This is a genomic window from Vreelandella glaciei (assembly GCF_013415125.1).
GTDB lineage: Bacteria > Pseudomonadota > Gammaproteobacteria > Pseudomonadales > Halomonadaceae > Vreelandella > Vreelandella glaciei.
The window spans coordinates 42066-63352 of sequence record NZ_JACCDE010000032.1; the positions used below are offsets into that span (position 1 = coordinate 42066).

Below are 21287 nucleotides of genomic sequence, written 5' to 3' on the forward strand. Positions count from 1 at the left end.
GAGGCAGAGTTGAGAGCAGAGAATTGAGAACAGGGCGTTAGAGCAGATTGCGCGAGCGCAAAAAGGCGGTCGCCGAGTCATAGACTTTCTGGGTCATCTCATTTTCACCCGCCCACTCTTTCCACTCTTGCTCAGCTGCCGTGCGGAATTTCTGACGCTCTTCTTCAGGCAAGTTGAAGGGATGAACGTCTGGGTCATCCTGAAGCCGCTGCAGGGTCTCAATATCCTGCTCTTTGAGGCGCGCAATCAGGTCATACGCCATGCCATCAAAGGCAGTATTTAGAGTCGTTTGTAGCTCCTCGGACAGACCATCCCAGATGTCCTTGTTAATCGAGACAGCGATCATCGGCATTGAGTGAAAGCCAGGGTAAAGCGGGTAAGGGGCGAAGGCGTGCAGGCCCATGGCGTCGTTATTGGAGAGCACCGTGGAGTCCGCGGCGTCGATCACACCTTTTTCCAAGCCGGTATACACCTCAGAGCCCGGCAGATTGACGGGCGTGGCGCCAATGCGCTCGAAGATGTTGTAGACCATCCCTTGTGGAGCGCGGATTTTTAGCCCTTCAAAATCAGCGATGGATTCGATAGGTACCGTGGAGGGTACTGACTCCAGCGGAAAGGTCGCTGCGCTGATCAAATGCGCGCCATAAGGTTCGACTAGTTCGTTGTACAGCTCTTCGCCGCCGCCGTACTTCATGTACTCCAAGAAGTCGTAGGGATTCTGCCAAGCGCCAACAAGGTTGCCGAGCATGCCGAACGCGGGATCCTGGCCAGAGAAGTAACTGGGGTCGGTCATATGACCCTGCAGGATACCGGCACTGACCGCCGAGAGCGTTTCGGTGGGGCCAACCACGGCGTTAATCGGCATTACCTCAATCTCAACACGGCCATCGGTCATTGCCGTGATCTTATCAGCCCACTCCTGCTTAATCTTAAAGCTGGGCTCGCCCGAGGTTTCTGACGCCTGAAATTTCCACTCGTACTCGGCCGCCTGAGCCGTTGAAAGGCCGAGCAGCAGCGCTGAGCCAGTGAGTAGCAAACTGTATTTCGATGTGAGCATGGCACTATTCCTCAAGATTCTTGTTGTGGAGAAAGTGGAGGTGAACGGGGTCAGCGACCCATATGGAAGGAGTAATGTTGAACATTAAGAGCAATTGTTCAACATATACTTTTGTATGGTCGACTATCTTGTGAAGGTGGTTTAGTGTCGTGCAAATTCAAAACAGCCATCGACACATACCACTAGGCCGTCAGCTGTCACCGAACTAAAACAAGGAGTTAACTTCATGGGCCAACGTCAACGTCCACTACGCAGCGCTGAATGGTTTGGTACGGCTGATAAAAACGGCTTTATGTACCGCAGTTGGATGAAAAACCAGGGCATTCCCGACCATGAGTTTCAGGGCAAGCCGATTATCGGCATCTGCAATACCTGGTCGGAGTTGACGCCTTGCAACGCCCACTTCCGCAAGCTGGCGGAGCACGTCAAACAGGGCATCCTTGAGGCGGGCGGCTACCCGGTAGAGTTCCCGGTGTTTTCCAACGGCGAATCCAACCTGCGCCCCACGGCGATGTTCACCCGTAACCTGGCCAGCATGGACGTGGAAGAAGCCATTCGCGGCAACCCCATGGATGGCGTGGTACTACTGGTGGGCTGCGACAAAACCACCCCGGCGCTGCTGATGGGCGCGGCAAGTTGCGATATCCCCACCATCGTGGTCACTGGCGGGCCAATGCTCAACGGCAAGCACAAGGGCAAGGACATTGGCTCCGGCACCGTGGTGTGGAAGCTCTCCGAGCAGGTCAAGGCCGGTGAAATATCACTCCACGACTTTATGGCCGCCGAAGCGGGCATGTCCCGCTCCGCCGGTACCTGTAACACCATGGGCACTGCCTCCACCATGGCCTGCATGGCCGAAGCATTGGGTACTTCGCTGCCCCATAACGCGGCGATCCCCGCGGTGGACTCACGCCGCTACGTGCTTGCCCATCTTTCCGGCAACCGGATTGTCGAGATGGTCAATGAAGACCTACGGCTGTCTAAAATTCTCACCAAACAAGCCTTCGACAACGCCATTCGCACCAACGCCGCCATTGGCGGTTCCACCAACGCGGTGATTCACCTCAAGGCGATTGCTGGGCGTATTGGTGTGGATTTGACCCTGGACGACTGGAGTCGAGTGGGCCGCGGCACCCCCACGGTGGTCGATCTGCAACCTTCCGGACGCTTTCTGATGGAGGAGTTCTACTACGCCGGTGGCCTGCCAGCGGTGCTCAAGCGCCTGGGTGAAGCTGACCGACTGCCGTTCAAGGACGCCTTAACCGTCAACGGCAAAACGATTTGGGAGAACGTTCAGGACGCCCCGCTGTATAACGACGAAGTGATCCGCAAGTTGGATAACCCGCTCACCGCGGACGGCGGCATCTGCGTGGTGCGCGGTAATCTGGCCCCCAATGGTGCGGTGCTCAAGCCCTCGGCGGCCACCGCCGAACTCATGCAGCATCGCGGTCGCGCGGTAGTGTTCGAAGACTTTGATGACTACAAGGCGCGCATCAACGACCCAGACCTGGACGTGGAAGCCAACGACATTCTGGTCATGAAACACTGCGGCCCGCGGGGCTATCACGGCATGGCGGAGGTGGGCAATATGGGCCTGCCGCCCAAGATCCTCGCCCAGGGTATTACCGATATGGTGCGTATTTCGGATGCCCGCATGAGCGGCACCGCCTACGGCACCGTGGTCTTGCACGTGGCACCCGAAGCCGCCTCCGGCGGCCCGCTGGCCGCGGTACGTAACGGCGACTGGATCGAGCTCGACTGCGAAAGCGGCCGACTGCATCTAGAGGTCAGTGACGAAGAGCTGGCCTCGCGCCTGGCCGAGAGCGACCCCACCGCCGCCTCGACGTTGATTGCCAGCCAGGGCGGTTATCGTCAGCTGTATATCGAACATGTGCTGCAGGCGGATGAAGGCTGCGACTTCGACTTCCTGGTGGGGTGCCGCGGGTCTGATGTACCGCGTCATTCGCATTAACTGACGGCGCTGGCCTGACTCTCCGATAGCGTCTGGGCATCGGTAGCGTGTAGCGCCATGGCGATGCCGCCCATGCAGGTCATGTCGCGATCCCAGGCGCAGCTTTCGATGCGGGTAGAGCCTCTCAGCTCGGTCACCAGTGCTTCATCAATGGCGTGATGCATGGTGGCCTGCATAGCGTCAAAGCCGCGCACGCCGGAGCCGGTAATCAGCACTAGATCGGGGTTAAACAGTGCCAGTACATTGGCGATACCGATACCCAGCGCCCGGCCTGCTTCGGCATAGATGCGTTGCGCCGCAGGGTCGCCGTTCAACGCCAGCTGGGTCAGCGCCTGCATCTGCTGTTCGGAGGGGTGGGCGCTGTCGCCAGAGGGGAGGTTTAAATGGTCGGCGGCAGCGCGGTAGAGCGCGTAGTCGCTGGCATAAGCTTCAATGCAGCCTCGTCGGCCGCAGGCGCACAAGGCGCCATCCGGTTGGTATTTGCTATGTCCAAACTCCGCCGCTGAGCCATTGGCACCCAGATAAGGCACGCCGTTAATCAGCACCGACATCCCGATGCCGTAGCCCAGCATAATGACCACCAGGTTGGGGCAGTCTGCGTAGGCAGGCTGTGCCGCCAGTACGCTGGCGATGCAGTTGGCATCGTTTTCCAGCAGCACGCTGCAGTGAAACCGCTCGGCAATACGTGCCGATATTGGCGCATTACGAAAGCTTAAAGCGGGGGACCAGATAATCGTACCGCTTTGCGACGAGACTACCCCCTGCACTGCCAAACATATCCCCGCCAAGCGTTGAAATCCCTTTAGCTGTTGCGCGCAAATAGCGCTGATCTTCTCTTCCAGCAGTGCTTCCAGGTCGTCGGCGCTCAGCGTCAGGGTGGGCACCGCGTGGTGCTCGCTATGGCGTACCTGGCCTGAAAAATCGCCCACCACCAGTTGGATTTCATTAATCGATAGCTTGATGCATACCACGCAGGCTGCTTGCGGGTTGAGCTCAACCAGCGTTTTGGGCCGCCCCCGCCCGGAGGGGCGGGGTATTTCGGGTGGGCGTTCAGTGATCAGGCCCTGCTGGAGCAGCTCAGCGCTGATGGAGGTCACCGTTGCTGAGCTGATGCCATTCAGCGCACCCAGGTCAACACGCGCAACCGGACCTTGGTCTCGCAGGGTCCGAATGACCGCCAGAGTGTTGTCATGGCGGCTGGTATCAGTCGACGGAAGAGCCATAAAAAAATGCCGTTATATTTCGAGTTGAGAAAAACACAAAATGCGACCTAAGTTGCATATGCAGGTATTTATTTTAAGGGTTAAAGTAAATCAAGCATTACCCTAAAGCAATCGATGTTAATAAGACCCCTAGCCCAATAACAACAGACATTATCAGGTGGTCCTATGCTGTTATCCGCGCGCAAACTTTGCTGCTCGTTTGGTGTAACCCAAGTGTTATTCGACTTTGTTCTCGACCGGTAAGCGGGCGAAGTGCACGCGTGCCAGCTTCGTCCGCAGCCGGTAAGCAAGTGGGTGGATATCTAATACACGGTTAAAACACGCTTATAAAGAAGAAAGAGGTGAGAAAAGATATGAATCAGCACTCAGCGCGCTATGTAAGCCTTGAACAGCGTGTGGTCTTTATTACCGGCGGTGGGAGCGGCATCGGCGCCGCGCTTACCCGTGCCTTTCATCATCAGGGCGCACGGGTGGTGTTTGTCGATATTAACGACGCCGCCAGCGAGGCGCTGGTCGATGAGCTTCGCGCCGATACCGGCGAGGCGCCGTTGTATTACCACTGCGATATTCGCGACGTGGCTAGCCTGCAGCGGGTTATTGCCGAGACCGGCCAAAACGTCGGGCCTATTCATACGCTGGTCAACAATGCCGCCAGCGACGACCGCCACGACTGGCGGGAGGTGGATGTGGCCTATTGGGATGAGCGAATGTCGCTCAACCTGCGGCCGATGTTTTTTGCCGCCCAGGCGGCAGCTGAACAGATGATTGAGGCGGGCGGTGGCTCGATTATTAATTTTGGCTCGGTCAGCGTGCAGATGGCGCTGGGTGGATTACCCGCTTATGTCACCGCCAAAGCGGCGGCGCACGGCCTGACCCGCAGCCTGGCCCGGGAGCTGGGTGAGCACAATATCCGCGTTAATACCGTGGTGCCTGGCTCGGTAATAACCGAACGCCAGCTTGAAAAATGGATTAGCCCCGGCGACGAAGTCGCCATCCAACAACGCCAGTGCCTAAAAATGCGCCTTGAACCCCAGCATGTTGCCCCTGCGGTGCTGTTCTTAGCCAGTGCCGAAAGCCAGGCCATCACCGGCCAGGAGTTGGCGGTGGACGCGGGCTGGGCTTGAGGAATGACTCAACAACAAGCTTTAAAATAACATTAGGAGAATTTCATGCACTTAACTAACAAATACAACGTGCCCTGTTCACGCCCTCGTCACTTGGCGCTGGTTGTTGCCGCTGTTGCTGCTTTGGGGTCAGTCACCGCAGCCGCCGATACCACGGTGACGGTGCTAAGGATTGAGAGCAGCAGCGCCGAAAAGCGCTACTACGAGGAAGTGGTTGCCGCCTATGAAGCGGAGCACCCTGACGTTGATGTCGAATTCGAATACCTTGCCAACGAGGCGTACAAAACGCGCCTGCCCACCATGCTGCAGTCCAGCCAGCGCCCGGATATCTATTACACCTGGGGCGGTGAGGGGTTGCGCGATCAGGTCGACGCGGGATTTGTCCGCGACCTGAGCGAGCCGATGCGCGATGGTTGGCAGGATATCTACCCTAAGTCCGCGGTACGCGCCTTCACTCTTGATGATCGCGTCTATGGCGCGCCGCTCTACGCCACGGTGGTGGGTATCTGGACGAACACTGCCCTGACAGAACAGGCGGGAGTTGATGCGCAAGCGATTAAGACCTGGGCGGATTTTGAAAACGCCGTGGTAGCGCTGCGAGAAGAGGGCATAACGCCGCTGGTGGTCGGTGGCCAGGATGGTTGGCCGCTGCACTTCTATTGGGGCTCTTTAGTCACCCGCCTCGCTGGTGGCGACGGCATTGAAGCGGCCAAAAGCGGTGATAACGGCGGCTTTAACGGCGAACCGTTTGTACGCGCGGGTGAAATGCTGCAGTCGTTGGTTGAGCTCGACCCTTTTCAGCCCGGCTTTATGGCCACTTCCTACGAGCGCGCCAGCGGGATGTTTGGCGATGGTGAGGCCGCTTTCCACGTGATGGGTGACTGGGATTATCTTCCTTCCAAGCAGCGCTCAGTCAGTGGCGAGGGTGTCCCGGATGACGACTTGCTATTTATCCCTTTTCCAGAGGTCGAAGGTGGTGAGGGCAACGCACAGAGTTTTGGCGGGATGAACGGTTTTGCTGTCACCCGTGATGCGCCCGATGAAGCGGTCGACTTTCTGCGTTTTCTGCTCAATGCCGACAACCAGCGTAAAGCCGCCGCGACAGGGATCTTTGTGCCGGTTGCCGAGGGCTCCGCCGAAGCGCTTGAAACACCCTATGCCCGCCGGGTTGCAGAAATTCTTGATGAGTCCGAGTTTCATCAGGTGTTTCTGGACCAAGCGCTGGGTACGTCTGTAGGCGCGACGATTAATGATATCAGCGGCGATTTGGCGCAAGGCGTCGTGACGCCCGAAGAGGCCGCCGCTCGGGTTGAAGAGGCCTGGCAGTTTAGATGATCCACCCGCTAAAAGAGCACGCGCGTTACCGCCCGTGCTCATCCACGCTCTGCCTCGGAGTTTGCCATGACCACGCTTGACCGAACCGCCGTGCCGCGGAGAGGGAATGCTGACCGGGTGAAGAAAGGCTTGGTGAGCGGTAAATTCACCGCGCTGCTGATTCTGCTTCCACCGGCGTTAATCCTTTTTTCGCTGTTCGTCATTCTGCCGCTCGCGGATGCCGTCTATTACAGCGGCTTTTCCTGGAATGGCTACGGTGCGCCCAGTGACTTTGTCGGCGCGCAAAATTATCAGCGCCTGCTCGATCACTCGGTGTTTCATACCGCGCTGTGGAATACCGCCAAACTGATCCTGGTATCGTTACTGATCCAGATGCCCCTGGCACTGGGGTTAGCACTGTTGGTATACCGTAAAACGCCCACCAATACCCTGTTTAGGCTGGTATTTTTCCTGCCCTATATACTGGCGGAAGTGGCCGCGGGGCTCATCTGGAGCTTTGTTTTTGACGGCGACTACGGCATTACCAGTTCGCTATTGCATGCCATGGGCCAGGAGTCGGTGTATGTACTGGCCGATCACCAGTGGGCGTTTCCGGCGATTATGACCGTGATCGTTTGGAAGTACTTTGGCTTCCATATGATGATCTACATTGCCGCCCTGCAGGGCGTGCCCAAGGATCTGGTTGAAGCCGCCAAGCTTGAAGGGGCTAAACCCCGCCAAGTGGCGCTCTTTGTACAAATCCCGTTGATTAAACATGCCATCGTAGTGAGTGGTTTCTTTGCCATTATCGGTTCGCTACAGATCTTCGACATTATCATCCCGATGACCAACGGTGGCCCGTCTAACTCGACTCATACCATCGTTACCTACCTGTACAGCTTCGGTCTCTCGCGGCTCAATATTGGCTTTGGTAGCGCTGCCGCGGTAGTGCTGTTTGTGCTCGCTATCGGCATTGCCTTCTTCTACCAACGCACCACCGGCAAGGGGAGTAAGGCATGAAAAGTATCACTACCCGTAACACGCTGCGCGTGATCATCCTGATTGTGGTGGCAAGTATTGTTATTGGCCCGCTGTTAGCGGCTTTTTTCGGGGGCTTCAAGGGCAATTCAGAGCTGCGTACCAATCCGCTGTGGCTGCCTGACAGCTGGGATGCCGGCAATTACATCGGCATCCTGCTGGACGGCAATTTCTGGCGCTATTTGGGTAACTCTTTCTTCATCTCGTTAATGACGGTGTTTTTAACCCTCGTGGTGGGGGCCGCAGCGGCTTATGTGTTTTCGCAGATCCGCTTCTTCGGCGCCAAGATGATCCTCTCCTATCTGCTGCTCGGCCTGATGTTTCCCTTTGCGGCGGCCATTCTGCCGCTGTTTATCAAGGTGCGGGATTTGGGCCTGCTGGATACCTATTGGGCGGTGATCTTGCCCCAGACAGCGTTTGGTTTGTCGCTAGCCATCCTGCTGTTTAAGGCTTTCTTCGACCAACTGCCCAAAGAGCTGTTTGAAGCGGCCTATGTGGATGGGTGTAGCTATTTACGCTTCTTCTGGTCGTTCACGCTGCCGCTCTCGACCCCCATTCTGGCCACCGTGGGCGTGTTTGTGTTTGTGCAGAGCTGGAACAACTTCCTACTGCCGTTAGTGGTGCTCAACGACCGCTCTATCTATACCTGGCCACTGGGCATGATGCAGTTTCAAGGGGAGTACCTTACCCAGTGGAACATGATTCTAGCCTTCGTGACCTTGACCATCATTCCGGCGGTTATTTTCTTTCTCGCCGCCCAGAAGTACATCGTGGCTGGCCTGACCGGCGGCTCGGTTAAGGGATAAAGGAGGATCCATAATGAGCGATGTTATTCATAACCCGATTCTGGCCGGGTTCAATCCTGACCCCTCTATTTGTCGGGTAGGCGACGACTACTACTTGGCCACGTCGACCTTTGAGTGGTACCCAGGCGTTCAGATTCATCACTCCCGCGATTTGGCTAACTGGGAGCTGGTGACGCGGCCTTTGAACCGTGCCAGCCAGCTGGATATGCGCGGCAATCCAGACTCATGCGGCATCTGGGCGCCCTGTTTGAGCTATGCTGACGGGCTGTTCTGGCTGGTCTATACCGACATGAAGCGTTATGAGGGGAACTTCAAGGATGGACATAATTACGTGGTGACAGCGCCGCGTATCGAGGGGCCCTGGAGCGATCCGGTCTACCTGAATTCAAGTGGTTTTGACCCTTCACTGTTTCACGATACCGATGGTCGAAAGTGGTTGATCAACCTGCAGTGGGATTATCGCCAGCGCGAAGGGCGGGATCGTTTCGGCGGAATAGTGCTGCAACAGTATGATCCTGAGCAATGCCGCTTGGTGGGGGACATCACCAATATTTTCGCCGGTACCGAACTGAAGCTCACAGAAGGATCGCATCTCTATTGGCGTGATGGTTGGTACCACCTCTTGGTGGCCGAGGGCGGCACGGGTTACCAGCATGCGGTGACCATGGCGCGTTCAAAAACGCTGACAGGCCCTTACGAGGTACATCCCAACAATCCCCTGCTGACGAGTCGAGATGATCCTGAAAACCCGCTACAGCGGTCTGGCCATGCAGATCTGGTCGACTCCCCTGAAGGTGACACTTACTTGGTGCATTTATGCAGCAGGCCCCTGCCAGGCACCCGGCTATCGCCGATGGGGCGCGAGACCGCTATTCAGCGCGTGGAGTGGGGTGAAGATGGCTGGCTACGGCTCGCCAATGGAGGCAATACCCCGGCGTTAAAGGTCGCCGTGAGTGGCGTTACACAAAAGCCCCCTGCGCAGGAGGAGCACTACGATTTTGAAACAGACACGCTGCCCGGTGCGTTTCAGTGGCTGCGTACCCCCTATCCGGAACGGCTATTTTCGCTCACCGAACGGCCCGGCTACTTACGTCTTTTTGGTCGCGAATCGGTAGGTTCCTGGTTTGAGCAGGCGTTAGTGGCGCGCCGCCAGGACAGCATCCACTGCAGTGCCGAAACGACACTCACCTTTGAACCCGAGGATATTCAGCAGTTTGCCGGGCTTATTGCCTACTACAACCGCTTCAAGTTCCACTATTTAGCGGTGACCTTGAACGATGCAGGCGACAAGGTGCTCAGCATTATCAGTTGCCTGGATGATTGGCCAAACGGCAACTTGAGTATCGCCGAGGAAGGCATCCGCATTGAGCCTGATGCCACGATTCGACTTGGGCTGGATATCCATGCCCGCGAGCTGTGCTTTCGCTATGCCCAGGGAGATCAGCCCTGGCAATCGATTGGGCCTGCCTTAGATGCTGGCCTGCTTTCCGACGAAGGCAGCGGTCGTGCCCACGGCTATTTCACCGGCAATTTTCTAGGCATGGCCGCCCACGACATTAGTGGACGCGGCACCCCCGCCGATTTCCAGGCGTTTTGCTATCGCCGCGCCCCTCTTTAAGAGACGAGATAAGCTCATGGCTGAAGTAACACTACGCGACATCGAAAAGACGTTTCATGGCAAAACCACGGTAATCCCTGATTTAAATCTGCATATCGAGGATGGCTCTTTCACCGTGCTGGTTGGGCCTTCTGGCTGCGGAAAATCCACCTTGCTGCGCATGATTGCGGGTCTGGAGACCGTGACTCAGGGCACGATCACTATCGGCGGCGAAGACGTTACCACTGCCGAGCCAAGTGACCGGGACATTGCCATGGTTTTCCAGTCCTACGCGCTTTACCCGCACATGACGGTCGCTCGCAATATCGACTTCGGCATGCGGCTGGCAAAAGTGCCCAGCAAAGAACGGGAAGCCAAAGTGGCCGAGGCCGCGCGCTTGCTCAACCTTGAGGATCTGCTCGAGCGTAAACCTGCTGAGCTCTCCGGCGGGCAGCGCCAGCGGGTAGCCATTGGTCGTGCCATTGTGCGCAGCCCCGGCGTGTTTCTGTTCGACGAGCCGCTCTCCAACCTGGATGCCTCGTTACGTAATCGCATGCGGGTCGAACTGGCTGAGCTGCATCAACGGCTCGAAACCACCATGGTGTATGTCACCCACGATCAGGTCGAGGCGATGACCCTAGCCGACTGCATTGTGGTGATGAACGCCGGGAAGATAGAGCAAATGGGCAAGCCCATGGCGCTTTACCAGCGCCCTGAAACACTGTTTGTCGCTGGCTTTATTGGTTCGCCGAAAATGAACTTGATCGAAGGGCCGCTAGCGGCGGCCTATGGCGCCACCACCCTTGGTATTCGGCCCGAGCATCTAGAGGTGAGCCGCGAGCAGGGCGAGTGGAAAGGGCGTGTGCGATTCATCGAGAAGCTGGGCGCTGACGCTTTCGCCTATGTGGATAGCGAGCAGACGGGCCCGCTCACCGTCCGCCTCTCTGGCGATGTCGATCTTAGCCATGGCGATACACTGTTTATCACTCCCCAGCAGGCCCAGCTCCATGCGTTTGATGCCGCTGGAAAGCGGCTGCCTGATGACGTGGTACAAAAGCGTCCACAAAGTCGCGAGAGTATTGTCTAGGAGCAGTAAAAAATGACGACGATCACCCTAGAAAATGCCCAGCTGCGCTTAGTAGTAAACCCGGAAGTGGGAGGCTCAGTAGTACGTTTTGATGCATTGACGCAGGCAGGAGTCGTGGCGCTTATGCGCCCAGGTAGCATTGATGAACGAGATCCGAATCAACTGGCGATGTACCCATTGATACCGTGGTCAAACCGGATTGCGAAGGGTGGCTTTGAGTGGCGTGGGCAATATTATCCCCTTGTGAAAAACCTTGAGAATGAGCCGTTGCCCATTCATGGCGATGGCTGGCAGCGTTCTTGGCAGGTCGTATCACAAAGTGCGCACACACTGCAGCTTGAACTGCGTTCTAATGAACAGCCTCCTTTTGATTACCACGCTGAGTTGAGCTATTGCCTGATAGATCGCCGGTTGGAAGTAGCCCTTAGCGTGACGCATTTAGGCGACCAACCTGCACCTTATGGCTTGGGCCTCCATCCTTGGTTTCCCCGCACTGGCGATACTCGGATTACAGCGCTAGCGGAAGGCGTTTGGGAGGTTGATAAAGCGCAACTGCCACGTGAATGGCACCGCCTGACACCGGAGTCCACCTGGAACTTCAGTAATGGGAAAGAGCTACCCGAACGCTTAATCGACAACCTCTTTACCGGTTGGAAAGGCCAAGCACGAATAGAATGGCCAGCTCGCGGTGTGGAACTTGAGCTCACTACTGTACCCACCATGTTCCGTTATCTGGTTTTCTCTCCCCATGAGCAAGCGGATTTTTTCTGTTTCGAGCCCGTAAGCCATGTGGTGGATGCCCACCATAGCGTCTCACCTTTAACCCAGGGGTTAGTTGAACTGGCCTCTGACCAGGCAACCTCAATGACGTGTCAGTTTAGCTATCAAACGACTTAGTAGCCTATAGGCCTCTTTTAACTCCGATAGCGCAGGCACTGGTATCAATGTGGCGTTGATGCTGCTGGGCTGCGCGATTGGTGCTTACGCCTTCTATGCGATCAGTGCCATTGCCCCTGTCTTCTTTGTTATCTACTTCGTCAAAGAGACGTGCGGGAAAGAGCTTGAAGAAATGGCTTATGAGTAAGTCGTTATATTGCCCCGATTGCCTGATCAATCGGGGATCATGTGCCTATTTTAAACAGTATAAGGCTAGTTTTTATTAATAAAATCAAAAGGTTAGTTTCTGTTTTAAACATATAAGAAGTTGTTTAATAATGGTTTTTATTTACTGATGCTATGAGGTGGCATGGTGGCTGCAGTGGATGGGTTGAGAGCGTAACAGGAAGGACGACCTGTCGCTCTTACATGTTAAACCCAGTGCGATGCTCGCACAGATGTTTAAGTAGCAACGTTTGATAGGAGCAGTATCATGATGAAGACGGAATCTCTCAAGAAACTTGGCATCCTAGGTGTATCATTTGGCCTGATGGCCAGCCCACTTGCTTTTGCGCAAGTGGATAGCAGCGACGAGTACGAACCGACCCCGCAGGAAGAAACGACGCAGGATGATCAAGGCACCTACAACAGCTACGACACTGAGCAAGATAAAGGTTCGGATGTAGGTACTGAGTACGAAGAGGAAGAGCAAGAATTCACTTATGAAGAAGAGGAAGAGGAGCAAGAAGTACCCGCCACCGATGAAGAGGAGGATGATTCCGGGTGGTAATTGCAACTTTTTAAGGACTAACTTTTCTCGGACTCATGGATGAGCCAACAGATGCCCCGCCAACTGCGGGGCATCTTTGTGTGTGGCCGTTAACACTATCAACCAAAGCGGACGATATAATTTCACGCTAAAGTGTTAAGCACCTTTATGCTTAACCATTGACTACGGTACCCACAAGGATGACTCAATGCCGCTGAAATGGACGCCCCTAAAGTGGACAGAAAAGCCCCAACTGCCCAAGGCTGATGGCCGTATAGCAGCGATTGACCTTGCCCGTGGTATCGCCATCGGCTTGATGATTATTAGCCACTCGGTCAGTGGGTTAGTGGGTATTCGCAATGTGCCTGATTGGGGCATGGTGCCGATTCATTTGCTGACTAAATTCTCCTCTTCGCTGTTTATTGTGGTATTTGGCATTGCCCTGGCGGTGGCGTTTCTTTCCCACACTCAAAGCGATGACTGGCCTAAGCGTCGGTTAAAGCTATGGCTGCGCGCTGTAGAGGTGTGGTTCTGGTATAAAGCACTCCTTGTCATTGAGATGCTGCCGTTCTACTCGCCCAGCGAGATCGTCGATGCTTTGCTGTATGGCCGTTTTGCCATTTGGGTCGAAATCTTGGGTTTCTACGCTATCGCGCTGTTATGGGTACCGCTGATGCTGCCGCTATGGGCGCGGGCGCCGCTGTGGAGCCGCCTAGCTACGATTGGTGCGTTAACAGCACTCACTATTTGGCTGCAAAGCCTTACGTTTGGTGGCAACGATATTCTGAAAGCGCTGCTGGTTGATCACGAAGACCACTACACCTGGGGGCAGATTAGCCGTGCCCCGATGATTTTAATCGGGCTTCTTATCGGGGAAGCGCTACTTCGCTGCTATTTTGAGCCGACCACTCGCCGTCGCTTAGTGCTCACATTGCTAGGGGCGGGCGCGCTAATGGTGGCAGGATTTTACGCGTTGGCTTTTGCCAACGGCGATGTGCACGCGGCGATGCTCGCCGTTGCCAACAATGTCGGTAAGCATCCGCCAGGGCTTGAGTTTATGCTGTTTAGCTTAGGCGGTGCGCTAGTGCTGTTAGCCCTAGCGTTAGCCGGGGGCGCCAAAGCTGCCAAGGCACTTTTGCCGCTGACGATGGTCGGTTCAGATGCCCTTAAAGCGTTTATTTTCCATATTGTGATGATCTTCTTGGTGCTGCGCTTTTTGTGGGAAGGCGAGGGGATGTATAGCTATCCACAGGCACTGGGCGTGGGCGGGCTGTTGATACTTGGCGCCGCGGCGTGGATTTGGGTGACCCGCTGGATGGCGAATCACCGTTAACCGCGATAAATACTTCTGGAGCTTACGATTTGCGACACTGGATTCAATGCGGGCTAGTGGCCGTAGTGCTGCTGATTGCGCTACCCGTGCATGCCGATGGATACGAGACTAATTGGTATTATGAAGTCGATAAAAAGAGCGCCTGGCAGGGTGATTTAACCTCTCGCTTGAAGGCTATCGAAGGTGTGTTTGAGGGCGAACTCGGCGTTTATGTACAAAACCTCCTCAGTGGTGAAGTATTTTCTTGGCGTGCCGATGCCCCTTGGTATTTAGCCTCGCTGATTAAAATACCGGTGGCAGCACAGGTGCTGGCCGAACGACAGGCGGGCACGCTGACGCTGGATGAGCGGCTAACGCTTGCCCAAAGTGACTTTGTCGATGGCGCGGGCCCCACCAACTGGCATGATCCCGGCACGCCTATCTCTATTCGTTACTTGCTGGAGCAGATGATTACCGTCAGCGACAACACCGCCACTGATATGCTGATTGACCGAGTGGGGCTGGCGGAGGTTAACGAACGCGCCCGTGCGATGATCGCCGAAAGTGGTGGCAACCCCGATGAGCTCGGCCCTATCACAACGTTGGTCGGCGTTCGCCAAGGGGTTTACGGCGAGCTCCACCCGGATGCGCGCGCGCTTGGCGGAATGGATTTTATCGCTCTGCGCCAGCATGCGGTAAGCCAGCGTGCCCAGGCGTTGGCCCGCGCGCTAGGCGTTCGCACAGAATCCTTTACCCAGCCCGATTACGACCAGGCGTTTGATGCCTACGAAGCCACCGGCGGAAACGTGGGCACCTTACGCGCTTTTGGCGACCTTCTAGCTAGCCTGCACGGCGGCACAGATGACTTAAGCGCCGAGCAGCGGCAAACGCTGTTAGCGGTGATGCAGCGAACCAGTTCTGGCAAGCGGCGTCTTAAAGCGGGCCTGGGGGAAGGCATAAACTTTGCCCATAAAACCGGCACTCAGCAGCGGCGCAGTTGCGATGCCGGTATTGCCAAGCGTGCCAACGTTGAGACAACCACCCAAGGGCCGTGGGTGATCGTTAGCTGTGCACGCGGGCCAGCGGCGGTAAGCGCTCACGAACGCGCCTTGGCCAGTGTCGGTGAAGCGTTGCGTTATAGCGGAGCCCTGGGTAAGCCGTGATAAACTACCGCCCCGAATGATTCTCAGAACCTACTTAGTCAGGAGCAACTTATGACACAAGCCAGCGCCCGCCACATTCTAGTCAGCAGCGAAGAGCAGTGCCTAGCACTCAAGAAAGAGATCGAAAACGGCCGCGACTTTGCTGAAGTCGCCAAAGAGCACTCCAGCTGCCCCTCCAGCCGCCAAGGCGGCGACCTCGGCAGCTTTGGCCCCGGCCAAATGGTGCCTGAGTTTGATAAGGTCGTCTTCAATGACGAGGTCGGCCAAGTGCACGGCCCGGTGAAAACCCAGTTTGGTTATCACCTGCTAGAAGTCACTAGCCGCACTTAACTTTTCCTAACCAAACGCTCTTAATTGCGCCTAAAAGGCCGTCAAGCATCGCGGTTGAACAACCGCGGTGTGAGGAGTACGCCTTGAACGACCCGATTATTACCATTAAAGGCCTGAACAAAACCTACGAGGGTGGCTTTCAGGCGTTAACTCATATTGATTTAACGATTCAGCGCGGTGAAATCTTTGCGCTGCTTGGCCCCAACGGGGCAGGCAAAACCACACTGATTAGCGTGGTGTGTGGTTTGGTCAATCCCACCGCTGGCAATGTCATGGTCGATGGGTTCGATAATATTACCCACTACCGCCAGGCCCGCGAGCGCATTGGGCTAGTGCCCCAAGAACTGACCAACGAGGCGTTTGAAACCGTCTGGAACACCGTCAGTTTCAGCCGCGGTTTGTTTGGCAAAGCGCCTAATCCTGCGCATATCGAAAAAGTGCTCAAGTCGCTGGCGCTCTGGGATAAGCGCAACAACCGGCTCATGACGCTTTCGGGCGGCATGAAGCGCCGCGTGCTGATCGCCAAAGCGCTCTCCCATGAGCCGCGCATTCTGTTTCTGGATGAGCCAACCGCCGGTGTCGATGTCGAGCTGCGCCGCGAGATGTGGGAGGTAGTGCGCCAACTGCGTGATAACGGTGTGACGATCATACTGACTACCCACTACATCGAAGAAGCCGAGGAGATGGCTGACCGCATCGGCGTCATTAATCGTGGTGAGCTGGTGCTGGTGGAAGAGAAAGCTGCGTTAATGAGTAAGTTGGGCAGCAAGCAGCTAACACTGAACTTACACAGCCCGCTGACAGAGATACCTGCGAACCTACAACGCTTTGAGCTGAGCTTAGCTGCTGAAGGGTTTGAATTGATCTATACCTACGATGGCAGCCAGGAAGAGGACGGTCACGCGATATCCGAGTTTTTAACTGCGCTGGAGCGGGAAGGGGTCACCTTTAAAGATCTCAATACTCGGCAAAGCTCGCTTGAAGATATTTTTGTCGATTTGGTTAAGGAGCGTGCATGAACCTTCATCCCGTTCGCGCCATCTATATGGCCGAAATGGCCCGTACGCGCCGCACGTTACTGCAAAGCATTGTCTCGCCCGTCATCTCCACATCGCTCTATTTTGTGGTGTTCGGCGCGGCGATCGGCTCGCGTATCAGTGAGGTCAATGGGGTTAGCTACGGCGCCTTTATCGTGCCGGGTCTGATTATGCTAATGCTGCTGACACAAAGCGTTTCCAACGCCTCCTTCGGTATCTTTTTCCCGAAGTTTTCCGGCAGCATTTATGAGCTGCTTTCAGCGCCTATTTCGCATTTAGAGATAGTGATTGGCTACGTGGGCGCGGCAGCTTCGAAATCGATACTGCTGGGGCTGATTATCCTGGCGACCTCAAACTTCTTTGTACCGCTGGAGATTGCTCATCCCTTTTGGATGCTCTTCTTCCTGGTACTAACGGCGGTCACCTTTAGCCTGCTCGGCTTTATCATTGGTATATGGGCGGATGGCTTTGACCGGCTACAGCTGGTGCCGCTGTTGGTGATCACGCCGCTGACCTTTTTGGGCGGCAGCTTCTACTCTATCGATATGCTGCCGCCGTTTTGGCAAACCATCACCTTGGCTAATCCCGTGGTGTACCTAGTGAGCGGCTTTCGCTGGAGCTTTTACGGTATTAGCGATGTTAGCCTAGCGGCAAGCGTGGGCATGATCACCCTGTTTCTGGTCGCTTGCCTGGGTACTATTGGCTGGATTTTCCGCACCGGATATCGCCTTAAACCCTGATTGCCATCCAGCTTGCTATTCACTCCTCACTCTTCACCATGGAGCGCTAGTAGACCCTTATGCCACTACTGCAAAGTATTGTGCACCGCCTTGACCCGACGCTAGACGGTGAGCGCCTAACCCTAACCGCTGCGCCCCAAGAACAGGCGGCCCCCAGCGATGACCCGGTAATGACAAGCCTAGTGGGTGCGCTGAACGACACCTACAACACCAAGCCCAAAGGCTGGGGGCGCTTTGCCGAAGAAGGCGAGCAAGCAGGGCCGCTTGCCATGTGGCTGCGCGACTATTTGGCGGGTGATAAAAGCTTTGCCGAGCTTTCCGTTGCGCTGGCTGAAAGGCTCGCCAAGCAGCTTCAAGAGCAGCTGTCAGTGAGTGGTTACTTAGTGATTAGCCATCAGCGCCAGGGCGATACCGAAACGCTGCTGTTTGCCTTGGTGCACCAGCGCGAAGGGATTGGTATTAATTCTGAGCACCACGCCGTGCCTGCCGCGCAGCTCAACACCAGCCAGCTGACGCTGGCAGCGCGCATCAATCTTACCCAGTGGCAGAGCGATGCGCCGAGTGCGCAGTATGTCTCGTTCCTAAAAGACCGCGGCGGCAAAAAACTCGCCGAGGGCTTGGTTGCCTTGCTGGGTATGGAAGAGGGCGTTGATGCCCCGGCGGAAACCCGCACGCTACTAAAAGCGTTTAGCGACTATGTCGAGAAAGAGGATTTTGATGACGAGGTAAGTCGTGAAAAAACCGACACGTTAGTCGACTACGCCAATGAACAGCTGCGTCGTGGCGAGCCGATGACCCTGGAAGAGCTTTCCGGATTGGTGAACGAACAGCAGCCCAAAGCGTTTTACGAGCATATCCGCAACGCCGATTACGGGCTCTCGCCGGAAATCCCCCCTGATAAGCGCACCTTGAGCCAGTTCCGCCGCTTCACCGGGCGTGCGGGCGGCGTATCGATTAGTTTTGACTCCCATCTGCTCGGTTCAAGCATTGAGTACGACGCTGCCCAGGATCGTTTGATCATTAAGCAAGTGCCCAAGCAGTTGAGAGAGCAACTTACCAAGAAAGATTGAGTTAGCCACGCGGCTGTCTCTCACCAGGAGAGCTCTCTTTTGTTGACGTAGCAAGCGAGAGCATAAAGGGGAGTAGCGCTTGAAAAGTGTCACTGTGCTAGCATTTGAGTAGTGAAATAGGAGCTTGCATGAGCGAAGCGGATACGTCCCGATCTGCCGACCACGACAGTCCTTGGAAGATGGCGCTGGAAGGGTATTTCCAGGAATTTTTGGATCTGTTGTTCCCAGACATTCATGAACAAGTGGATTGGTCGAAAGGCTTCAGCTTTCTCGACAACGAGTTACAGCAGATCACGGCGGATGCCAATAGTGGCAGGCGTTACGCCGATAAGCTGATCAAGGTCTATGCACAGAACGGCAGTGAAACGTGGGTGCTGATCCACGTTGAGGTACAGGGTGAGCCGGAGGAAGCCTTTGCTGAGCGAATGTATACTTACCAATACCGACTACGTGATCGTTACGGGGTAGATGTGGTGAGCCTGGCGGTGCTGGCCGATACACGCGATAGCTTTAGGCCCACTACTTTCCGCTATCAGCGCTGGGGTTGCGAGCTGACCTTTACCTTCCCTACAGCTAAACTGATTGATTGGGAAGCACGCTGGACGGCACTGGAAACCAGCAACAACGTCTTTGCGCTGGTGGTAATGGCCCAGATACACGCTAAGCGATTGAAGGACGGCGCTACGCGCAAGGATGTCAAGATTGCTCTTATTCGGCTGCTGTATGAACGGGGCTACAGCCGCGAGCAGATTGTGCGGTTGTTTAATATCATCGACTGGATGCTCCAGCTGCCAAAAGCCTTGGAGTCCGAGTTTGTCCAGGCGGTCTACGCCATACAGGAGGAAAAGCACATGCCTTACGTCAATACCGTTGAGCGCTTTGAACGTGAAAAAGAGCGTCAAGAAGGTCGCCAAGAAGGTCGTCATGAAGGCGTGGAAGGTACGCTGCGTAAGCAAATCGCCTTGAAGTTCGGCGAGATGCCCGATTGGGCAGATCAGCGCCTGACGTCGGCTTCAGACGCACAGCTAGATGAGTGGGTAGTACGGATCCTGACAACAGATAGCTTGGAAACCCTGCTTGATAAGCACTAATCTGCTGATCAAAATTCTCCCACGTATTAAAGAGGGCAGCCCCAAATGGCTGCCCTATGTGTATGAGTCTGATGATGGTTCTTCGATTAGGGATTTTCATCAGCGTATGCCAACAAGCCTTTCTTCACCTCGTATTGAATAGCTACCAACTGTTCATGGATGCACTTCAAGGATTAGGCATGGTCAGACGTCGGTAACTATCAATGGAGAATTCTATGCTAAATGCCATTAGTGATTTTTTTCAGCGCACGCTAGCGCAACCCGAGCAGCGCGATGACCAAACGTTGACGCTGGAGCTCGCCACCGCTGCGCTGCTGTGTGAAATTGTCCGCGCCGACTACGATACCACCGACGAAGAGCTAGCCAGCCTGCGCAGCATGCTTATTGAGCGCTATAAGCTAAGCGCAAGCGATGTAGAAGAGTTAATGCTGCTTGCTCAGGCGGAAGTGGATGAAGCCGTTGATCACTACCAGTTCGTTAGCCTGATCAAAGAGCACTATAACTACGACCAGCGCTGTGAGCTGGTGGTACAAATGTGGCAACTGGCCTGGGCTGACGGCAATGTTGACCCGCTAGAAGAGCACCGCATTCGCCGCTTGGCGGATTTGCTACATGTCAGCCACAGTGATTTTATCCGCACCAAACTGCACGTAGAGGAGCGCAATAACCACGATGCATAACCGCAATGAAGACTCGAATTTAATGGATCTAATTGACTCAATAGAGAACATGGAGCAGGACGCTCCTCGAATCAGCGTTGATGATGTGGTTTATGCTGTAGGTCGGCGCTCGTTTGGGCCGCTCCTGCTGGTGGCTGGCTTAATTACGCTGACGCCGATTATTGGTGACATACCCGGTATGCCCACCCTGATGGCCGCGCTGGTACTGTTGGTGTCAGTGCAATTATTGGCGGGCAGTGAAGCGTTTTGGCTGCCTAAATGGCTGCTAAATCGCTCCATTTCGCGGCAAAAGTTTGATAAAGGCATTCATTACATGAAAAAGCCCGCCCGCTGGGTGGACGGACTGCTGAAGGTTCGTTTGCCGTGGCTGACCGGGTATATCGGTATCCGCGTGACGGCGGTGGTATGCCTGCTTATCGCACTCGCCATGCCGCCCATGGAGTTTATTCCCTTTTCAGCCAACGGCGCGGGGCTGGCGCTGTCACTGCTAGGGCTAGGCCTGGTTGCCCGCGATGGGGTGGCGCTGCTGCTGGGGTTTGCGCTGTTTGGCGCTACCTGCACCTTTATCGCGATTAATCTGTTTTAACAAGAATTTTTTAATATCAGACGCTTCACCATCCACGTCGCCTAAAACCGCTGGAAGAGCCGGTCACTGTGAGCGGCGTATAGAAACGGTGCTATGGATATTCGCGCTTTTGGGTCATGCTTGCGCTCATAGCTAGCCTGTTGCGTACGTTAGTGTGTTTATCGGCTGTTTGTCACCCGTATTGATCAAGCGGATGTGCGTAGTCCGTGGCATTCTTATAATTCCACATCGCTTGACAAACTGAAGGTGGGAGGTGAATTAAGGGCTCAGGTCGTAATACTGTAATATAAGTTTTAAGTGCCTATTCAAAATTAATCGCGTGATCAGTTCCGTAACCACCGAGTAAGCGGTGTACCTCTTCACGTAGACGTTCAAACGAGAGATAGGCACTCAAGGGCAGCCAGGTGTACTTCAT

Annotated in this window: 20 protein-coding genes and 2 pseudogenes; 19 read left to right on the plus strand and 3 right to left on the minus strand. The window is 55.3% G+C overall.

Annotated elements, in window-relative coordinates; all coding sequences use genetic code 11:
• Positions 1–37 precede the first annotated feature (37 nt).
• Positions 38–1057, minus strand: a complete 1020-nt coding sequence (locus tag HZS80_RS18715; RefSeq protein ID WP_179916927.1) for a TRAP transporter substrate-binding protein — start codon at positions 1055–1057, stop codon at positions 38–40.
• Positions 1058–1283: 226 nt separating this feature from the next.
• Here HZS80_RS18715 and HZS80_RS18720 point away from each other — a divergent pair, with 226 nt between their 5' ends.
• Complete coding sequence (locus tag HZS80_RS18720; protein ID WP_179916928.1) at positions 1284–3029, plus strand: IlvD/Edd family dehydratase; 1746 nt, start codon at positions 1284–1286, stop codon at positions 3027–3029.
• Here HZS80_RS18720 and HZS80_RS18725 read toward each other — a convergent pair.
• On the minus strand, positions 3026–4252 hold the full coding sequence (locus tag HZS80_RS18725) for an ROK family transcriptional regulator (RefSeq protein WP_179916929.1): 1227 nt from the start codon (positions 4250–4252) through the stop codon (positions 3026–3028). The two genes, HZS80_RS18720 and HZS80_RS18725, sit on opposite strands and share 4 nt — an antisense overlap.
• A gap of 353 nt (positions 4253–4605) precedes the next feature.
• Here HZS80_RS18725 and HZS80_RS18730 point away from each other — a divergent pair, with 353 nt between their 5' ends.
• The 18 genes and pseudogenes from HZS80_RS18730 to HZS80_RS18815 all read left to right on the plus strand — a co-directional run bounded on the left by HZS80_RS18730 (position 4606) and on the right by HZS80_RS18815 (position 20872).
• Positions 4606–5376 (plus strand): SDR family NAD(P)-dependent oxidoreductase, encoded by a 771-nt coding sequence (locus HZS80_RS18730; protein WP_179916930.1) that lies wholly within the window; start codon positions 4606–4608, stop codon positions 5374–5376.
• Positions 5377–5421: 45 nt separating this feature from the next.
• The gene (locus tag HZS80_RS18735; RefSeq protein ID WP_179916931.1) at positions 5422–6711 is read left to right on the plus strand and encodes an ABC transporter substrate-binding protein; all 1290 of its coding nucleotides are present in this window, start codon (positions 5422–5424) and stop codon (positions 6709–6711) included.
• A gap of 66 nt (positions 6712–6777) precedes the next feature.
• On the plus strand, positions 6778–7710 hold the full coding sequence (locus HZS80_RS18740; RefSeq protein WP_022521947.1) for a carbohydrate ABC transporter permease: 933 nt from the start codon (positions 6778–6780) through the stop codon (positions 7708–7710).
• Positions 7707–8534, plus strand: coding sequence for a carbohydrate ABC transporter permease (locus HZS80_RS18745; protein WP_179916932.1), 828 nt, complete (start codon positions 7707–7709; stop codon positions 8532–8534). The genes HZS80_RS18740 and HZS80_RS18745 overlap by 4 nt, the downstream gene beginning before the upstream one ends.
• 13 nt (positions 8535–8547) lie before the next feature.
• Positions 8548–10152, plus strand: coding sequence for a glycoside hydrolase family 43 protein (locus tag HZS80_RS18750; protein ID WP_179916933.1), 1605 nt, complete (start codon positions 8548–8550; stop codon positions 10150–10152).
• Positions 10153–10168: 16 nt separating this feature from the next.
• Positions 10169–11218 carry an ABC transporter ATP-binding protein gene (locus HZS80_RS18755; protein ID WP_179916934.1) on the plus strand — a complete coding sequence of 350 codons (1050 nt, stop codon included), beginning with the start codon at positions 10169–10171 and terminating at the stop codon, positions 11216–11218.
• 12 nt (positions 11219–11230) lie between these two features.
• The gene (locus HZS80_RS18760) at positions 11231–12115 is read left to right on the plus strand and encodes an aldose 1-epimerase (RefSeq protein WP_179916935.1); all 885 of its coding nucleotides are present in this window, start codon (positions 11231–11233) and stop codon (positions 12113–12115) included.
• A gap of 49 nt (positions 12116–12164) precedes the next feature.
• A complete protein-coding gene (locus HZS80_RS18765) occupies positions 12165–12302 on the plus strand; it encodes a hypothetical protein (RefSeq protein WP_179916936.1) in 138 nt (45 codons plus the stop codon).
• Positions 12303–12587: 285 nt separating this feature from the next.
• Entirely contained in the window at positions 12588–12884 is a 297-nt protein-coding gene (locus HZS80_RS18770; RefSeq protein WP_374694456.1) for a hypothetical protein, read from the plus strand.
• Positions 12885–13071: 187 nt separating this feature from the next.
• Positions 13072–14196 carry an acyltransferase family protein gene (locus HZS80_RS18775; protein ID WP_179916937.1) on the plus strand — a complete coding sequence of 375 codons (1125 nt, stop codon included), beginning with the start codon at positions 13072–13074 and terminating at the stop codon, positions 14194–14196.
• A 56-nt stretch (positions 14197–14252) separates the two neighbouring features.
• A complete protein-coding gene (locus HZS80_RS18780) occupies positions 14253–15338 on the plus strand; it encodes a serine hydrolase (protein ID WP_179916946.1) in 1086 nt (361 codons plus the stop codon).
• Between the two features lie 48 nt (positions 15339–15386).
• Positions 15387–15668: pseudogene (locus tag HZS80_RS18785) on the plus strand (peptidylprolyl isomerase); the annotation flags it as partial.
• A gap of 83 nt (positions 15669–15751) precedes the next feature.
• Positions 15752–16687, plus strand: coding sequence for an ABC transporter ATP-binding protein (locus HZS80_RS18790; protein WP_179916938.1), 936 nt, complete (start codon positions 15752–15754; stop codon positions 16685–16687).
• On the plus strand, positions 16684–17445 hold the full coding sequence (locus HZS80_RS18795; RefSeq protein WP_179916939.1) for an ABC transporter permease: 762 nt from the start codon (positions 16684–16686) through the stop codon (positions 17443–17445). Before HZS80_RS18790 ends, HZS80_RS18795 begins: the two co-directional genes overlap by 4 nt.
• A gap of 59 nt (positions 17446–17504) precedes the next feature.
• Positions 17505–18515: a nucleoid-associated protein gene (locus tag HZS80_RS18800; protein ID WP_179916940.1), complete on the plus strand. Its 1011-nt coding sequence runs from the start codon at positions 17505–17507 to the stop codon at positions 18513–18515.
• A 128-nt stretch (positions 18516–18643) separates the two neighbouring features.
• The gene (locus HZS80_RS18805; RefSeq protein ID WP_179916941.1) at positions 18644–19606 is read left to right on the plus strand and encodes an RpnC/YadD family protein; all 963 of its coding nucleotides are present in this window, start codon (positions 18644–18646) and stop codon (positions 19604–19606) included.
• A 215-nt stretch (positions 19607–19821) separates the two neighbouring features.
• The gene (locus HZS80_RS18810; RefSeq protein WP_179916942.1) at positions 19822–20286 is read left to right on the plus strand and encodes a tellurite resistance TerB family protein; all 465 of its coding nucleotides are present in this window, start codon (positions 19822–19824) and stop codon (positions 20284–20286) included.
• The gene (locus HZS80_RS18815) at positions 20279–20872 is read left to right on the plus strand and encodes an exopolysaccharide biosynthesis protein (RefSeq protein WP_179916943.1); all 594 of its coding nucleotides are present in this window, start codon (positions 20279–20281) and stop codon (positions 20870–20872) included. The genes HZS80_RS18810 and HZS80_RS18815 overlap by 8 nt, the downstream gene beginning before the upstream one ends.
• Positions 20873–21173: 301 nt before the next feature.
• Here the strand turns inward: HZS80_RS18815 and HZS80_RS18820 are convergent.
• Positions 21174–21287, minus strand: a pseudogene (locus tag HZS80_RS18820) (IS630-like element ISHsp2 family transposase); the annotation flags it as partial.